General features: G+C 54.9%; 14 protein-coding genes and 1 pseudogene. 10 read left to right on the top strand and 5 right to left on the bottom strand.

Going from position 1 to position 16,247, the window contains the following annotated elements:
* From GFC01_RS16085 to GFC01_RS16070, 4 genes are all read right to left on the bottom strand, one after another.
* Positions 1-180 (bottom strand): acyl-CoA dehydratase activase-related protein (locus GFC01_RS16085; RefSeq protein WP_479723387.1); only part of this gene is annotated, 180 nt, incomplete at its 3' end.
* The gene (locus tag GFC01_RS16080) at positions 128-1,204 is read right to left on the bottom strand and encodes an acyl-CoA dehydratase activase-related protein (protein ID WP_341474050.1); all 1,077 of its coding nucleotides are present in this window, start codon (positions 1,202-1,204) and stop codon (positions 128-130) included. The genes GFC01_RS16080 and GFC01_RS16085, both read right to left, overlap by 53 nt.
* 109 nt (positions 1,205-1,313) lie before the next feature.
* Positions 1,314-2,654: a glycosyl hydrolase family 18 protein gene (locus GFC01_RS16075; protein WP_152948178.1), complete on the bottom strand. Its 1,341-nt coding sequence runs from the start codon at positions 2,652-2,654 to the stop codon at positions 1,314-1,316.
* 181 nt (positions 2,655-2,835) lie between these two features.
* Entirely contained in the window at positions 2,836-3,279 is a 444-nt protein-coding gene (locus tag GFC01_RS16070; protein ID WP_152948177.1) for an Hsp20/alpha crystallin family protein, read from the bottom strand.
* A 159-nt stretch (positions 3,280-3,438) separates the two neighbouring features.
* Here GFC01_RS16070 and GFC01_RS16065 point away from each other — a divergent pair, with 159 nt between their 5' ends.
* On the top strand, positions 3,439-4,041 hold the full coding sequence (locus GFC01_RS16065) for a DUF3786 domain-containing protein (RefSeq protein WP_243137647.1): 603 nt from the start codon (positions 3,439-3,441) through the stop codon (positions 4,039-4,041).
* A 15-nt stretch (positions 4,042-4,056) separates the two neighbouring features.
* Positions 4,057-4,650, top strand: a complete 594-nt coding sequence (locus GFC01_RS16060) for an NUDIX hydrolase (RefSeq protein WP_152948175.1) — start codon at positions 4,057-4,059, stop codon at positions 4,648-4,650.
* Positions 4,651-4,667: 17 nt separating this feature from the next.
* On the opposite strand, the gene GFC01_RS20040 is transcribed toward GFC01_RS16060, so the two are convergent.
* Positions 4,668-5,345, bottom strand: a complete 678-nt coding sequence (locus GFC01_RS20040) for a septum site-determining protein MinC (protein ID WP_152948174.1) — start codon at positions 5,343-5,345, stop codon at positions 4,668-4,670.
* Positions 5,346-5,539: 194 nt separating this feature from the next.
* Between GFC01_RS20040 and galT the strand changes: the two genes are divergently transcribed.
* From galT to GFC01_RS16015, 8 genes and pseudogenes are all read left to right on the top strand, one after another.
* On the top strand, positions 5,540-6,592 hold the full coding sequence (gene galT, locus GFC01_RS16050) for a galactose-1-phosphate uridylyltransferase (RefSeq protein WP_341474047.1): 1,053 nt from the start codon (positions 5,540-5,542) through the stop codon (positions 6,590-6,592).
* Positions 6,585-8,078, top strand: a complete 1,494-nt coding sequence (glgA, locus tag GFC01_RS16045) for a glycogen synthase GlgA (RefSeq protein ID WP_152948172.1) — start codon at positions 6,585-6,587, stop codon at positions 8,076-8,078. Before galT ends, glgA begins: the two co-directional genes overlap by 8 nt.
* 716 nt (positions 8,079-8,794) lie before the next feature.
* Entirely contained in the window at positions 8,795-9,934 is a 1,140-nt protein-coding gene (locus GFC01_RS16040) for an acyl-CoA dehydrogenase (protein ID WP_152948171.1), read from the top strand.
* 18 nt (positions 9,935-9,952) lie between these two features.
* Entirely contained in the window at positions 9,953-10,156 is a 204-nt protein-coding gene (locus GFC01_RS16035; protein WP_152948170.1) for a hypothetical protein, read from the top strand.
* A gap of 120 nt (positions 10,157-10,276) precedes the next feature.
* Positions 10,277-12,259 (top strand): acetate--CoA ligase, encoded by a 1,983-nt coding sequence (acs, locus tag GFC01_RS16030; protein WP_152948169.1) that lies wholly within the window; start codon positions 10,277-10,279, stop codon positions 12,257-12,259.
* Positions 12,260-12,586: 327 nt separating this feature from the next.
* On the top strand, positions 12,587-14,206 hold the full coding sequence (locus tag GFC01_RS16025; protein ID WP_152948180.1) for an AMP-binding protein: 1,620 nt from the start codon (positions 12,587-12,589) through the stop codon (positions 14,204-14,206).
* Positions 14,207-14,681: 475 nt separating this feature from the next.
* Entirely contained in the window at positions 14,682-15,830 is a 1,149-nt protein-coding gene (locus tag GFC01_RS16020; protein ID WP_152948168.1) for an acyl-CoA dehydrogenase, read from the top strand.
* Between the two features lie 235 nt (positions 15,831-16,065).
* Positions 16,066-16,247: pseudogene (locus GFC01_RS16015) on the top strand (electron transfer flavoprotein subunit beta); the annotation flags it as partial.

The raw sequence follows: 16,247 nt of genomic DNA, 5'->3' as shown, positions 1-16,247 counted from the left end.
CACCCCGCCGCTGGTGATAATCAATTCCACCCCCTCAGGACAGGTTTCCAGGTAGGTGCCCAGCAGGATTTTCAGCGGAAAACAGGCAAATTCCGGCGCATATTTCACCCCCAGGTCCAGAGTGCGTTTACTGGGACGGGGGGGCAGGATCACCTGGTTGCCCAGATCTTCCATCAACATTTTGAAACTGCGATAGGATTCGGCCACGTGGGGGAAAGTTACCCTGGGCACTGACGGTGCACCTCTTTCTTTTAACCATATCCGCGAAAGCCTCCAGGCGGGTGGCCAGGCCGGCTTCCCCGCTGTGTTCATCCACGGACAGGCTCATGAATGGAACATCCGGATGTTCCCGGGCGGCCATTTCCATGAATTTGTCCACCAGGGAATCGGGTCCGCAGCCGAAGGCCGTCAGGTGAATCACGCCGTCCACGGTTTTTTGTCGCAGGAAAAAATGGTGAGCCCGCAGGACCAGGTCGCCCAGCGTCCAGAATAAACGTTTGTCCAGATGCAAATTGATCCTGGATAAAACCTTTGGCGGCAGATTCTCGACGGTAATTACTCCGATGCCCATTTTTTTCAGCCGCGCCAGCAATCCCACACTGATGTACTGGTCGTGGACGATATAGGGGTAACCCAGGACGGCAAAAACCGGGTTGCCCTCCGGCGGTTTTTCCCCCGGGCGGATTCCCTTCTCCAGCATCTGCATGGCCTCCGCCGGTTGCCAGCCTTCCTGCAGCAGGGAGAAAAACTGTCTTTCCGCGGCCATGGCCCGCTGGAAGGCCCGGCGGATAAGCCGCACCGGCGCTCCCAGCGCCCGGCCGGCCCGATCGTATGCCCCGGCCAGGGCGTTCCACCCTTCCCGCACATCCATGCGCGTATCAATAATCTCCGGCACGTTTTTCAAACTGTGCCGGATCATGTCGGGCAGGCCCAGGAATTTGGGACAGTAGGTGGTTTCTTTGTTCAGGCAGACCACCCGCGGGATGAACAGGTAATCGACCTGCCGGGCCAGTGCCTGGACATGCCCGAAGTAAAGTTTTACCGGTACGCAGGCGTCGGCCAGGGCTTCCTTCACCCCCAGATCCAGCATTTCCCTGGTGGTTTTCCCGGAGGAGATTACCTGTGCGCCCAGTTCCCGAAAGAAAGTATTCCAGGTGGGGTAATAGAGAAAATAAAGCAATGAGCCGGGAATACCGATACGCACGGCCAACGCAATCCGCTCCTTCTCCCGGGCTGGCCATATGCCCCGCTTTTGCACGTGGTGCCCGAAGCTCTTCAGGAAAATAATTCTTCAGTTGCCCCGGGAAATCCTTTCAATGGTTGTTCTTGTCCACCGCAAATTTGTCTTGTATAACTTTCCAGCCTGCCGGATCCTCCATCCCCATGCGCCAGATGGCGATCCCTTTCAAATTATATTTATTCACCAGATCCATCTTCCCCGCCCAGCTGCTGGCGTTTTCAAACCACACCTCATGCCAGGAGCCGTTTTCATCGGTATAACCGATGTATGGGGATTGTGCCCACTGGTTCCAGTTGACGGGCAGGCCATACCAGCGGGCCGTTTCCATGGCCATCTGGTAGGACACATAGCGGGGAGATCCGCCGTCAAAATTCCAGTCAAAGCCGTATGCCGGCAGGCCCAGCAAAACCTTCTCCGGGGGAATCTTCCCGGTGGTATAGCGTACCACCTTTTCCACCCAGGGCAGGGAGGCGATGGGACCCGCATAGCTGTAAGCGCCGTGTTCGTCGTAGGCCATGATCACCACCTGGTCGGCGTAGCGGCCTACGCCTGAATAGTCAAAGGAATCGCTCCAGCTCATGTTGGGTGTGTCGCTGATCCTGGCCGGCAGGGCCACTGAAAGGTAATAACCAGCCGGTTTGAACTTTGCCGAAAGCTCGGCTATGAACTGGTTAAATAACTGGCTGTCATTAACATAAATATCTTCAATGTCAATTTCCACTCCCTGAAAACCCTTATCCCGGACCAGAGCATAGATATTATCGACCAGTGTCCGGCGTTTTTGCGGATCGGTTAAAATGCGGTGAGCCACATCTCTGCCCTGTATGCCGTTCCCGTAGAGCATATTATGTATTAAAGGCAGTACCCCCACATTTTTCTCCCGGGCTATGGTCATCAGCTGATTTAGCTCCCGGTCCGGGATGTCTGCCATGGTTTCCAGCGCACCGGTTCCGGCCGGGTGCAGGCGGTAACGGAAGGGCGCCACGTAGGTGAGAAACCGCCCGTTGGTACGCAGGCTTTCCAGTGAAGAGGGTATGGGCCACTCCTCACCGGTATAATAACCCATTACCGTTTTCCTGCTTTTATCCGTGGCCGGTGGAGGGGAGTCCTGCCGGTTACCGGCCAGCAGCAGGCCCATCACATTCCGGGTCAGCGGCCCCACAATGCCGTCGGGCTGTAATTGATGTTCCACCTGCAATCTGGTGACGGCGGCGTACGTTAAAGGTCCGAAATATCCCGTGGCGGGGGCGGCCAGGTATCCCAGTTTTTGCAACTGTTGTTGCAGGGCGGCCACTTCCGGTCCGTAGTCCCCCTGCCGTAAATACTGGCCGGCGTAAGACACCGGCACCAGGGCGAAAAGAGTAAAGATGAGCAACGCTGCCACTGTTATTTTGCCTGTTCCTTTTCTGTCCATGGTTGCCTCCTCTGGATTGACTTTCCCAGGAAATTATATCAGGTTTGTCCAGGGGAAGCATTAATAAATCTCTTCCTTAAAAGGATGAAGATGGTAAGGGAGGAGGGGCCTGCTATTGACCGTCGTATATAACAGCCTTTTGTTTGCCGACAAGCAATAAAGGGCGGTTTTCCCGCCCTTTTCAATGGATATCGACCCGGTAAATGTTACCCTTGCCCTGTTCCTTTTTGGGCATTCTGATTTCTAAAACACCGTTTTTAAAGGTGGCCCGGGCCTGGTCCGGTTTCACTTCCGCCGGCAGGGGCAATGTACGGCTGAAGGTGCCGAAATAGCGCTCACTGTGAAAGAAATTTTCTTCCCTTTGCTCCTCGTTTCTTTTGAACTCACCCTTTATGCTCAGGGTGTTGTCGGTAAGGGTTACTTCCACATCGTCTTTGGAGACCACGCCCGGCAACTCGGCTGTGGCCACCACCTCCTGGTCCGTCTGGTAGATGTCCATCCGTGGCCCGACTCCCTCCATGGCCGGACCGGGAAAACCTCTAAACCAGGGAGCGGCCAGAAAGCGGTTCATATGGTGGCGCAGCGCATGCAGTTCGCCGAAGGGATCCCAGCGCATGATGCTCATCTGTAATGCACACCTCCGCAGGAATATTGTCTCTTAAATTTTGACACAAAATAACCCCGGATATACACCTTTTAAGGGTTGAAGGCAGGAAAAGTCCTGTTGTATGACGAAGCCTGTCTTATGCTGGTTTTTCATTTAGGAGGGATTTTCTTGCCGTGGATGAATCTGGAGCCAGCCCACCGTCAGGCCCGGGCGGAATTTGCCCGCAAGGACCCCCGGAGCATGGCCGACTGTGGAGCAGTGGGCTATGATCCGGCCAAAGGGGAATTTGTCGTTCCCTTTCTGGGCAGTGATTATATAGTGGGTTATCCCGGCGGTGAAGTGAGGGAGCTTTCCGGTGTCACCGGTGTACCGCTGGAGGTGCAGATTCTCCTGCTCCATTACCTGGTTAAAGCCGGTCCGGCCCGGGCGGAAGGCCGGTTGATTTCCTTTAAGGAATTGCCCGGCGGCTCCATTTATACAGGCCCCTTTACCAACCGGGCGGTGCGGCCGCTGGTGGGCATCTTCGGGCAGAAACCGGAATTGCTGGTGCGGGCGGGGGAGATGCTGGGGGGAGAAAGGGTGCCGGTGGGGGACGTGGCCGTCCGCGTGCCGGCATTGCCAAAGATACCCATTACCTTTGTGCTGTGGCTGGGGGATGAGGAGTTCCCTCCTTCGGGCAATGTTCTCTTCGACGCTTCCGCTCCCTGCCACCTGCCCACCGAGGATTACGCCCTCTTGCCCGGCCTGGCCCTGGGCAAAATGAAGCGGCTGGTTTTTTAGGAAAAGGGGGACGAAATGGTGGATAGTCTGGTTGAAAAGAAAGTGGATTCCCAAATGGTTTACCGGGGGAAAATCTTAAATCTGCGGGTGGATACGGTAATTTTTCCCGATGGCCGGACGGGCACCAGGGAAGTGGTGGAATACGCCGGTGCCGTGGCCGTGGTGGCCCTCAACGAAGCGGGGGAAGTTTTCCTGGTCCGGCAGTACCGGTACGCCGTGGGGGAAGAACTGCTGGAGATACCGGCGGGCAAGATGGAGCACCATGAGGATCCATTCATGTGCGCCCAGCGGGAGCTGGCGGAGGAAACGGGCCTTTTTGCGGCAGATTGGCAGATGCTTTGCGGCTTTTACAGCACCCCGGGATTTACCACGGAAAAAATGCATCTTTTCCTGGCCCGTAATTTAAGGCAGGGGAAGTCCCATACCGATGCCGACGAATTTATCCAGGTGGTCAAGGTGCCCCTGGGGGAAGCGATGAATATGCTCTGGCGGGGCGAGATCCGGGACGCCAAATCCACCGCCGGTTTGCTGGCGGCCCATTATTTCTTACAGCGGGAGGGGTCCCCCCGCATACCAGGTTTCCCTGGAACCGGGTATCCGGCAGGGTAACGCTAAATATGACCGGTTTAGAGCGGTAGGGGAAAACCGGTTTTTTTCTGGTAAAATATAAAGTTAATTATACCTTTTTCCACCCTGGCCATCAGGGGTACACCCCGGGCTTGCGGGATACCGGCGGGATCTGCCATTATGCCGGCGATGCTCAACCCGGTGGGGGAGAGGTGCAATGCCGTAATGGTGGCTTTTTTCTGTGGTCCTGCTCCCGCATGGACTTCCCCCAGGCAGGAACCCATGACTACAATACTGCCCCCGGCCACCACCCGGGCACCGGGGTGCACGTCACCCAGGATGATCACGTTTTCCGGGTAGTGGAGTGTCTGCCCGGAACGCAAAAGGCCACTATATAGCCGGGCCGGTTCGCCGTGCCCGCTGACATTTTCCATGCCAGCGGGATTCGCTTTCTCCCCGGGATGGCGCAATGTGGTGGTTTGCCGGGGTGGCCAGGGAATGCCGCGATCAGGGATCAACCCGTATTGACGGCAGATGTTTTCCAGCTCCGTCCGCTGATGGCCGGGGAGGGCATTTTCCTGCCCGTAAACGGTAAACCGGGCACCCCGGAAAAAGCCCCGGGCTGATTCCATCTTTCGCTGCAGGTATTTTTTTAGATCTTCATAATCCCTGTTGGTATCCAGCAGGATAACCAGGCCCTGCCGGGTGCCTTTAATACTCACCAGCTCACCGGGCACAACATTAATCCCCTTTCTTTTTCCTGGTACAGGATAATTCGATGATTACCGCCATATTCCTGCCGGCGCTGAAAATGTTGTCGCAGGAAACCGTTCAGTTGCATAAAAAGGGTGGGTTTGCGGTACTTTTAGTGTAGAGGTCAAGTCCGTGCTGTCATAAGGGTATGGCAGTAATTGTGAGAGGGGGAAGGGAAGTGCCTGAATGGAGGAAGGACCCGCTGGTCGAGCGCTGGGTGGTTATCGCCACGGAAAGGGGTAAACGTCCCTGTGATTTTAAGGTTCCCGTAGACGAGAAAAAGGAAGGCCGGTGCCCCCTTTGTCCCGGAAATGAAAAGGAGACACCGCCGGAGATCATTGCCTTCCGGGAACAGGGCACCCGGCGTGATACTCCCGGCTGGTGGGTACGGGTGGTGCCCAATAAATTCCCGGCTGTCCGTGTGGAAGCGAAGGAAGGTGTCCGCCGTCACGGCGTCTATGAATTAATGGACGGGTTGGGCGCCCACGAAGTGGTGGTGGAGGCGCCCGACCACGATGCCTATCTGGTCACCCAGAACAATCGCCAGTTCGAAGAGGTAATCTGGGCCTGGCGCCAGCGCCACCTGGACCTGCGCCGGGATAGCCGTTTAAAATATATACATATCTTTAAAAACTTCGGTCAAACGGCGGGTGCTTCCCTGGAGCACACCCACTCCCAGATTATAGCCACCCCCATGATCCCCGTGGATGTACGGGAAGAATTGCAGGGCATGCGGCGGTATACTCAGGCCACCGGACGGTGTATCCTTTGTGATGTTCTGGATCAGGAAATGGCCGAACGGCAGCGGGTGGTTACCCAAACAGACAAATTCCTCAGTTTCGCGCCCTTTGCCTCCCGCTTTCCCTTTGAAACATGGATTGTACCCCGGGAGCACCAGCACGATTTCGGGGAGATTCGCCCGGATCAGGTGCCGGACATGGCCCGGGTGCTGCGGGATACCCTTTTGCGCTTAAGGGAAAGTCTGGGCGGTCCGCCCTACAACCTGGTGCTGCACACCGCGCCGGTTAATGAAACGGACACCATGCATTACCACTGGCATGTGGAAATATTGCCCCGTTTGACCATCATGGCCGGCTTTGAGCTGGGAACCGGTTTTTATATCAATCCCACACCGCCGGAACTGGCGGCGTCCACCCTGCGGGAACAGGAAGTTTTCTGTTTGCCGCCGGTAATGGAGCATGCACAGAGGGAGGTAACGCGTTATGTTTGATCGTCCGCTGAAAATTCTGCTGGTTTCTTCGGAAGTGGTTCCCTTTGCCAAAACCGGGGGACTGGCGGATGTGGCCGGTTCATTGCCCAAGGCCCTGGCCACCATTGGCAACGACCGCATGGGCAACGATGTACGGGTGGCCATGCCCCATTATAAGGGCATAGAAGGGGCGGCCTACCGTATGGATTTTCCTGTGATGTTTAACAACCGGGCGGAAACGGCCATCATCCGTGAATCCAGCATCGAAGCCCAGTACCAGGGGGAGCATCGTATCATTCCCGTGTACCTGGTGGATAATCACCATTTCTTCTACCGGGACGGCATGTACATGTTTCCGGATGAAGCCGAGCGTTTTGCCTTTTTCTGCCGTGCCGTGCTGGAAATGCTGCCCCGGCTGAACTGGCAGCCGGATATAATCCACTGCAACGACTGGCAGACCGGACCCATACCCTTTCACCTGAAGGAACGCTATGGTCACGACCCCTTTTATAACCGCACTGCCACCGTTTTTACCATTCACAACCTGCAGTACCAGGGCAATTTTCCCCGGGAGACGTTACGGATACTGGAAGTGGGGGACAGCTACTTCACACCCGAGTTGCTGGAATTCTATGGAACGGTCAGTTTCATGAAAATGGGTATTTTATATGCCGATGTAATCAATACGGTCAGCAAAACATACGCTGCTGAAATTCAGAGGCCGGAATTCGGGGAAAGGATGGACGGCCTGCTGCGCAAGCGCTCCCATGATCTGTATGGTATCGTGAACGGAATCAATTACCACGAGTTCAACCCCAAAACCGATCACCGCATTCACCGTAACTACGACCGGGACAGCATCGAAAACAAACGGGAGAATAAGTATGCCCTGCAGAAGGAAATGGAGTTGCCCGTGAAGGATGTTCCCCTGCTGGGGATGATCTCCCGTCTGGTGGATCAAAAGGGTCTGGATCTGATCGCCCGCATTACCGACAGGCTGCTGGCGCAGGACATCCAGTTTGTGGTTCTGGGCAGCGGCGACCGACGCTATGAAGAGATGCTCCGGAACATAAAAAGCCGTTATCCGGAAAGGGTGGGCATCTACATTGGCTTTAACTCCATTCTGGCCCAGCGCATTTATGCCGGGGCCGACATGTTCCTGATGCCCTCCCGGTTTGAGCCCTGTGGTCTGGGACAGCTTATTGCCATGCGTTACGGCACCATTCCCATTGTCCGGGCCACCGGCGGCCTGGCCGACACGGTGCATGATTACAATCCGGTCACCGGATCGGGCAACGGGTTTGTTTTTGCGGAATATACGGGCGATGCCCTTTATGACGCCGTGGAAAGGGCCGTAAGGTTGTACCGGGAGAAACCGGACCAGTGGCGGCGTCTGATCAGGACCGCCATGGAACTGGACTTCTCCTGGGCCCGGTCGGGAGTGGAGTATTTGCAGCTGTACCAGGAAGCCTTAAGCCGCCACCAGGCCAGGGCGAAAACAGCCTGAGGCAAAGGAGCGGTTCATCGGGCGCCACTTTATCAGGATACCCCCGTCGGTGCAATTGCCAATACAGGCAGAGAAAGCCTTCCTGTCCGGGAAGGCTTTTTTAATGACCGGGTGGTTTTGCAAACAGATCATTGATGAACTGTATATGTCACTAGACAATGAGAAGGCCTTGCCCGGGGGACGCGGGTGTATTATCTGTTTGCGTAAGGAATGTTAAAAGCCTCCGGTATGTAAAATGGTGTGACACCTTCAGGGTGCCCGGGCTGCCGCTTGATCTGTTCGGGTTCTATTTTTAGTATTTGGCACGCCGTTTATGACCGTTGGGGCAAAATACCGGTGCGGTTGCAGAACAATTGCATTAACACTCCAGGGTCGTGGCCCTTGTTTCAACGGACACCCTCCTTCAATCAACGAAAAGTTGCCGGGTGGCCGGATACCAACCCATTTTTTAGAGGGAAGGAGGAACGTGGCAGGAAAAAAACCGTTCAATAAGACTATAGACAAGAACAACGACTTTAAAGGCATGGTATGATTTTTCGTCATGAACCCCCGGATGGATATTGCCGGCCAGTTATTTTACAGGTTAAAAAGGTGCTGTCTCAAGCGGGGATTTCCGCCTTCCGGACGGTTTTGGGATAGCGCTTTGAAAACGGGGGCAACAGGACCACTGTCAGTTCATTGAAAATTTTAACATGGGCAATTCGGGAGGGGTGACCATGAACTTTGATTTGACCCAGGACCAGCAAATGATCCGGGATGTGGTACGGGATTTTGTCCGGAATGAAATTGCACCCCGGGCCAAGGAAATTGACCGGAGCGGACAGTTCCCCCTGGATATCATTAAAAAACTTGCCCAGATGGATTTGATGGGACTGCCCTTTCCCGAGGAATACGGTGGAGCCGGCGCCGATTATGTCAGCTATTGCCTGGCCCTGGAGGAGATTACCCGGGCCTGCGCTTCCACCGGCCTGACCTACGAAGCGCATATCTCCCTGGGCTGCATGCCCATACACCTTTTTGGAACCAGAGAACAGAAGGAAAAATTTCTTACCCCCCTGTGCCGGGGGGAATGTATGGGCGCCTTTGGATTGACCGAACCAAATGCGGGTTCCGACGCCGGCGGCACCCGGACCACGGCCGTTCTGGAAGGGGATGAATGGGTGATCAACGGCTCCAAGTGCTTTATCACCAACGCCAGCTACGCCCGTTTTGTGACCATTACGGCAGTGACCGACCGGGCAAAGGGCAAGGGGGGTATCAGTGCCATCATAGTGCCCACCGGTGCTCCCGGGTTTACCATCCGGGCCGGTTATGAAAAAATGGGCCTGCACGGGTCCAATACCGCCGAGCTTTTCTTTGACAATGTGCGTGTACCGGCGGAAAATCTCCTGGGCCAGTTGAATCAAGGATTCAAGCAGTTTTTGACTGTTCTGGACGGCGGGCGCGTTGCCATTGGCGCCATGGGGGTGGGCATCGCCCAGGCCTGCCTGGACGCTGCGCTGGCCTATGCCAAAGAAAGGGTGCAGTTTGGGCAGAGCATATCCAAATTTCAGGCCATTGCCTTCAAGCTGGCCGACATGGCCACCAGCATTGAACTGGCCCGGAATATGTACTTAAAGGCTGCCTGGTTGAAGGACCAGGGGCGTCCATATACCAGGGAGGCGGCCATGGCCAAACTTTTTGGCTCGGAAATGGCCACCCGGGCGGCCCTGGAGGCCATTCAAATTCACGGTGGTTATGGTTATATGAGGGAATTTCCTGTCGAACGTTACCTGCGGGATGCCAAGTTGCTGGAGATTGGGGAGGGTACGTCGGAGATCCAGCGCCTGGTTATTGCCCGGTCCCTGGGATGTTAACCGGCCGGCTGGTTGGGGGTGGAATCGAGTTCTTCCGGTTGTTCTCCCGGCCGCCGGAGTGCGGCGGCCGGGGAAGCCGTTATCTGGTTGCTGGGGCGCCATTCCTTTAACCTGCCTGTACTGGCCGAACACCCGGGATTGGATGAAAGTGTGGTGGGAGGGAAAGGAAACGGGCTCCCGGCGTTGAATAAAACAATATCTTCATTAGCCTGTGATGGATAATTCCGGGGAAAGGGGGTAGGGGAACAGGGTGGGGTTGCTGTTATGAAAATATGTGCAGGCCTCGTATAGTCAGAATGTTCAAAAATTTGGACTCAACTTCAAAAAGTGGGAGGATGGACAATGGCAGAAGTCAAACCGGAAGAGCAGTTGAAAATGATCCGGGCCAGCAAACTATACTACCCGGCCCGGGAAAAAGTCAAGCAATCGGTGCTTGGCAGTGTGGACGCTTTTAATTCCCTGCTCAGGAAATCCTGGGAGGACCCGGCGGCTTTTTGGGCTGAAATGGCCGGCGAGCTGTACTGGATCAAACCCTGGGAAAAGGTTATGGAAGGGCAGTTGCCATACTTTAAATTTTTTGTGGGAGGCGTGACCAACCCCTGCTATAACATGATTGATCGCCACCTGGAAAGGGGTGCGGACAACCGCATGGCCCTGATCTGGGAAGGGGAGGATTACCAGACCAAATTCTATACCTACCGTATGTTGCATGCGGAAGTCTGCAAGTTTGCCAACGTTTTGAAAGGCTTCGGTTTGCATAAGGGGGACCGGGTGGCCATTTTCCTGCCCAATCTGGCGGAAACGGTAATTGCCGTTCTGGCCTGTTACCGTTTGGGCGTGCTCTTCAATACCGTTTTCTCCGGTTTTTCCGTTCGGGCATTGAAGGACCGGCTGATCAATTACGAGCCCCAGGTGGTGGTTACGGCCGACGGCGGATACCGCCGGGGACGGGAAATTCCCCTCAAGTCCAGGGTGGACGAGGCCATCGAAGGAATTGAGAGCATCAAGTCCGTGGTGGTGGTTAAGCGTACCGGTACGGAAATCAACATGCAGCCGGAAAGGGACCACTGGTGGCACGAACTTATGGCCAAAGCGGGACTGGATTGCCCGCCGGAGCCCATGGAGGCCAATGAACCGGGTCTGGTCTTTTATACCAGCGGTACCACCGGGAAGCCCAAAGGGGTCGTGCATTCCAGTGTAGCCTTTGTGATTAATAATTATGTTTACGGCAGGTTTCATATGGATCACCATGAAAACGACATGTTCTGGTGTACGGCTGACATCGGCTGGCTGACCATGCATATCTGGGGCATTGCCGGGGCCCTGGCCAACGGGGTGACCACCATCTTTTATGAGGGAGCCCTGGACTACCCGCAGCCCGACCGTTTCTACCAGATTATTTCCAAATACCGGGTGAACAAGCTCTTTACCGCTCCCACCGCCATCCGCATGCTTATGCGTTATGGCGAGAAGTACATGGAGCCCTATGACCTCTCCTGTCTGGATGTATTATCCCTGGTGGGTGAACCATTCAACCCCGAGGCCTGGCATTGGGCCCATGAAAAACTGGGCAAGGGCCGTATTTACATCAACAACACCTGGGGACAGACGGAAACGGCCGGTTGTCCCCTGGCCGGGGCCGCCTGGGTCACGCCCATGAAACCGGGCTCCTGCGGCATCCAGTTTTTGGGGGCACAGATGGATGTGGTGGATGAGGAAGGTAATTCCCTGCCGCCGGAAACGCCGGGCAATCTGATTATGCGCCGGCCCATTCCCATGCTGGTGCGCACCCTCTGGAGGGAGCCCGAGAGGTATGTGCGCGAGTATTTCAGCCAGGTGGAGGGGTGTTACTTTTCCAATGATCAGGCCATCAAAGACAGGGACGGTCATTACTGGGTGCTCGGGCGCATTGACGACGTATTCAATGTGGCCGGCCACCGCCTGAGCACCATGGAAATGGAAAGCGCCATTATTGAATGTGAGGGGGTGGCCGAAGCGGCTGTTATCGGGGTACCCGATGAGATCAAGGGTCTGGTACCGGTGGCCTTTGTCACCCTGCGTCAGGGTTACGAGCCGGGTCCGGAAATGGAGCAGGCTGTTAAAAATAAGGTAATCGAAAATATCAGCAAAATAGCCGTACCCGGCCAGATCTACTTTACCAGTGTCATGCCCAAAACCCCCAGCGGGAAAATCATGCGCCGGTTGCTCAAAGAGATTGTGGTGGAAGGGGATATTAAAGGCGACATCACCGGCCTGGAAGATATTGGGGCCGTAGAGCAGATCAAGGCCATTGTGGCGGCTAAAAAACTAAAAAACCGGGCTTGATGTTACGTTAAACAACATGTCTATTATTGTTTACAATATCGTGGGCTGATTTTAATGCCGGCATTATCATGCCGGGCTATCAACAATCTGTTTTATGTTTTTGATTTTGACACCCCCGCTTTTCATCCCCGCCCGCCTGAACGGGAAAAATGAGCAAACATAATGGATACATTGAAAAATCTGAAATGTGGTACATTTCACGCATATTTCTTGCATGGGAAGTTATACGGCAACGGGGGGAGGGGGTGACAGCAATCTGACGGCGCGGCATAACGGGTTGTTCAACCAGGAAAAAAAGGGGGGAATTTCAGATTGAGCCTGCACAATATGATGGATTACGATAAAACCTATGCTGAATTCAAATGGGAGGTGCCGGAATACTTTAATTTTTCCCGGGATGTTATAGATAAATGGGCTGAAGATCCGGACAAGCTGGCCATGCTCTGGGTTGACGACGAGGGCAATGAGGTGCGCAAGACTTTCCTGGATTTCAGCAAGGCCTCCCGGCGGCTGGCCAATGTCCTCCGCCAGCAGGGCGTCCAAAAGGGGGATGTGGTGGTGGTCATCCTGCCCCGTTTAATCGAGTGGTGGGAAACAAACCTGGCCTGCCTGCGCATGGGAGCGGTGATCAGTCCCGGTACCACCCAGTTGACGGCCAAGGATATCAAGTACCGCTTTGAAGCGGCGGAGGCCGTATGCATCATTACCGACAATGCCAACGCTCCCAAGGTGGATGAGATCATTGCCGACTGCCCCACGGTCAAATCCCGGATTATTGTGGGTGAACCCCGGGAGGGGTGGCTGACCTACTCTGATGCGGTGGCCGCCGCCAGCGAGGAATTCCAAACGGAAAACACCAGAAGCGACGACAACGCCATTTTGTATTTCACCTCGGGTACCACCGGTTATCCCAAGATGACCGTTCATACCCATGCCAGCTATCCCATCGGGCATATTATCACCGGTAAGTTCTGGCTGGATTTGCGTCCCGAAGATCTGCACTGGAACCTGAGCGATACCGGTTGGGCCAAGGCGGCCTGGAGCAGTTTCTTCGGCCCATGGAATATGGGGGCGGCCCTTTTTGTGCACCATTCCCTGCGGTTCAGTCCCAAGAAAACCCTGGAATTGCTGGCGAAATACCCCATCACCACTATGTGTGGGGCCCCCACCAATTACCGGATGATGATTCTGGAGGATTTATCCCAGTATAAATTCCCCACTTTGCGCCACTGTGTGGGTGCCGGGGAACCCCTCAACCCGGAGGTTATTGAGGTGTGGAAAAAGGCCACCGGGATAACCATCCGGGACGGTTACGGTCAAACCGAATCGGTGTTGATTTGCGGCAGCTTTCCCTGCCTGGAGCCCCGCTTCGGCTCCATGGGCAAGCCTTCGCCCGGTTTCGACCTGCAGGTCATTGACGAAAATGGCAATATCCTGCCGCCCAATATGGAAGGAGATCTGGCGGTGCGGGTGAAACCGGAGCGTCCGGTGGGGTTGTTTAAAGAATACTGGAAAGACCCGGCGAAAACGGCCAGCGTTCACCGGGGTGACTGGTATCTCACCGGTGACCGGGCCTACAAGGATGAGGACGGCTACCTGTGGTTTGTGGGACGGGCCGATGATGTGATCCTGGCTGCCGGTTACCGCATCGGTCCCTTCGAAGTGGAAAGTGCTCTGCTGGAACATCCGGCGGTGGCCGAATCGGCCGTGGTATCCAGTCCGGACGAAATCAGGGGGGAAGTGGTCAAAGCCTTTGTGATCCTGGCCCCCGGTTACCAGCCTTCCGATGAGCTGGTAAAGGAACTGCAGGAGCATGTGAAGAAGGTGACTGCACCCTATAAATATCCGCGGAAGATAGAGTTTGTGGATTCCCTGCCCAAAACCGTCAGCGGTAAAATCCGCCGGATAGAGCTGCGGGAAAGGGAATGGGCGGGCAAACGGAAGTAAATATGTTTTCGCCCCCAGGGCCGGGTAAATTACCCGGCCTTTGATCATTATCCGTGGATAGGACGGTAAAACCGGGACGGGGCGGACACGGGCTGTCTTTTTTGTAGCAACGGGGCTTGACCCTTGTCTGGATGCCTTTTGTTTCATTATAACAGCTGGTTGTTCTATTGCCGCGGGGGAACATGTCTATGCAGGTAAACACATTCTTTTGCCGGTGGCAATCCGGCCAGCGATCAGATTTTTGGTGGTTTGGGTTATTGTGGAATCAATGACGGTTAACTATAATGGGTGTATGCGTTGCCTTTCACCTGCCGGCCGTCGCCCTCTGAAACGACGTGATTCCTGTCCCGGCCGGCAAGTCTGAGAATTCTAAAAAATCAGGTACGGTTTTTGCATTACTATCTTAATCAAGAGCAGGCTTAATATAAACCTGCGGGCCCTTTGGGCTGATCATAAATTACAGGGGGTAGGAGAGATGAACTTTCAATTGACCGAAGAACAGGAGCTGCTGCGCCAGACGGTGCGGGACTTCGCCGAAAGCGAGGTGGCGCCCAAAGCAGCCGAAATGGACGAACAGGAGGAATATGACTGGAGCCTTTGGGATAAAATGGCCGAAATCGGCCTGACCGGTATTCCTTTTCCCGAGGAATATGGCGGGGCGGGGATGGATAACATCAGCTACGCCATTGCCGTGGAAGAACTGAGCCGGGTCTGCGGTTCCACGGGCGTGCTCATTTCCGCCCATACTTCCCTTTGTTCCTGGCCCATTTACGCCTTTGGCACCGAGGAACAAAAGCAAAAGTATCTGGTTCCCCTGGCCGAAGGGAAAAAGATCGGCGCCCTGGGTTTGACCGAACCTTCCGCCGGTTCCGACGCGGGCTCGGTGAAGTTAAGTGCCGTGCGGGACGGAGATGAATTTGTTCTGAATGGTACCAAAATTTTCATCACCAACGGGGGCCGGGCGGACATCTATGTGGTCATTGCCCGTACGGACCCCGATTTAAGCAAAAAACATAGAGGAGTTACCGCCTTTATTGTCGAAAAAGATACTCCCGGGTTTACTTTCGGGAAGAAAGAGCACAAGATGGGTATCCGGGCTTCCTATACCTATGAGCTGGTCTTTGATAACTGCCGCATCCCGAAAGAAAACATGCTGGGCGAAGAGGGCAAAGGGTTCAAGGTGGCCATGGCCACTTTGGACGGCGGCCGCATCGGCATTGCCGCCCAGGCCGTGGGTATTGCCCAGGGGGCCTTTGATCAGGCCCTGGCCTACAGCAAGATCAGGGAGCAGTTCGGCAGGCCCATTGCGGCCAACCAGGGGCTGCAGTGGATGCTGGCGGATATGGCCACCCGTATTGAAGCTGCCCGCCTGCTGGTATATCAGGCCGCCTTCCTGAAAGATAATAAACTGCCCTATGGCAAGCAGTCGGCCATGGCCAAGCTTTACGCCGCTGAAACGGCCATGTGGGTGACCACCAAAGCCGTGCAGATCCACGGCGGCTATGGTTACACCCGGGAGTACCCCGTGGAACGGATGATGCGTGATGCCAAGATTACGGAAATCTATGAGGGAACCAGTGAAGTACAGCGCATTGTTATCGCCAATTATTTGCTTAAAGGATAGAAGTACCGGTTTCAAAGAATATTCTTTTTACGCTGCACTAAATTAAACGGGTTTAACCTGTCCAGTACGCAGGGGTGCTTAATATGGCAATTTAAGTCGCATTACTCTGAAATAACTGAAGTGTCTCCAAAGTATAACGTAGTGGCGTCCCTGAGCCGGAGATATCGCTGCTGGAATTTCCCCAATGAATTCCGGCCCGGGTCCGGCGATTAACGACAATTTAAGGAGGGGCAATATGAAAGTAGTGGTCTTTGCCAAACAAACCTTTGACACCGAGGCCAAGATCACCCTTGATAATCAGGGCAAAATCAATAGAGAAGGGGTCAGCCTGATCATGAACCCCTACGACGAATTTGCCGTGGAAGAAGCCCTGCGCATCAAGGAGAAAACCAAAGGGGAAGTGACCGTGGTCAGCGT

Origin of the sequence: Desulfofundulus thermobenzoicus (genome assembly GCF_009428905.1) — a bacterium.
GTDB classification, from domain to species: Bacteria; Bacillota; Desulfotomaculia; order Desulfotomaculales; family Desulfovirgulaceae; genus Desulfofundulus_A; species Desulfofundulus_A thermobenzoicus.
The sequence above is the reverse complement of the archived record's forward strand: the minus strand, read 5'-3'. Positions and strand labels throughout refer to the sequence as shown.

Bases quoted from the DNA above. Each gene is read 5' to 3' on its own strand.
- GFC01_RS16075 (WP_152948178.1), bottom strand. From the start codon at position 2,654: ATGGACAGAAAAGGAACAGGCAAAATAACAGTGGCAGCGTTGCTCATC.
- GFC01_RS16070 (WP_152948177.1), bottom strand. From the start codon at position 3,279: ATGAGCATCATGCGCTGGGATCCCTTCGGCGAACTGCATGCGCTGCGC.
- GFC01_RS16065 (WP_243137647.1), top strand. From the start codon at position 3,439: ATGAATCTGGAGCCAGCCCACCGTCAGGCCCGGGCGGAATTTGCCCGC.
- GFC01_RS16060 (WP_152948175.1), top strand. From the start codon at position 4,057: ATGGTGGATAGTCTGGTTGAAAAGAAAGTGGATTCCCAAATGGTTTAC.
- glgA (WP_152948172.1), top strand. From the start codon at position 6,585: ATGTTTGATCGTCCGCTGAAAATTCTGCTGGTTTCTTCGGAAGTGGTT.
- GFC01_RS16040 (WP_152948171.1), top strand. From the start codon at position 8,795: ATGAACTTTGATTTGACCCAGGACCAGCAAATGATCCGGGATGTGGTA.
- acs (WP_152948169.1), top strand. From the start codon at position 10,277: ATGGCAGAAGTCAAACCGGAAGAGCAGTTGAAAATGATCCGGGCCAGC.
- GFC01_RS16025 (WP_152948180.1), top strand. From the start codon at position 12,587: ATGATGGATTACGATAAAACCTATGCTGAATTCAAATGGGAGGTGCCG.
- GFC01_RS16020 (WP_152948168.1), top strand. From the start codon at position 14,682: ATGAACTTTCAATTGACCGAAGAACAGGAGCTGCTGCGCCAGACGGTG.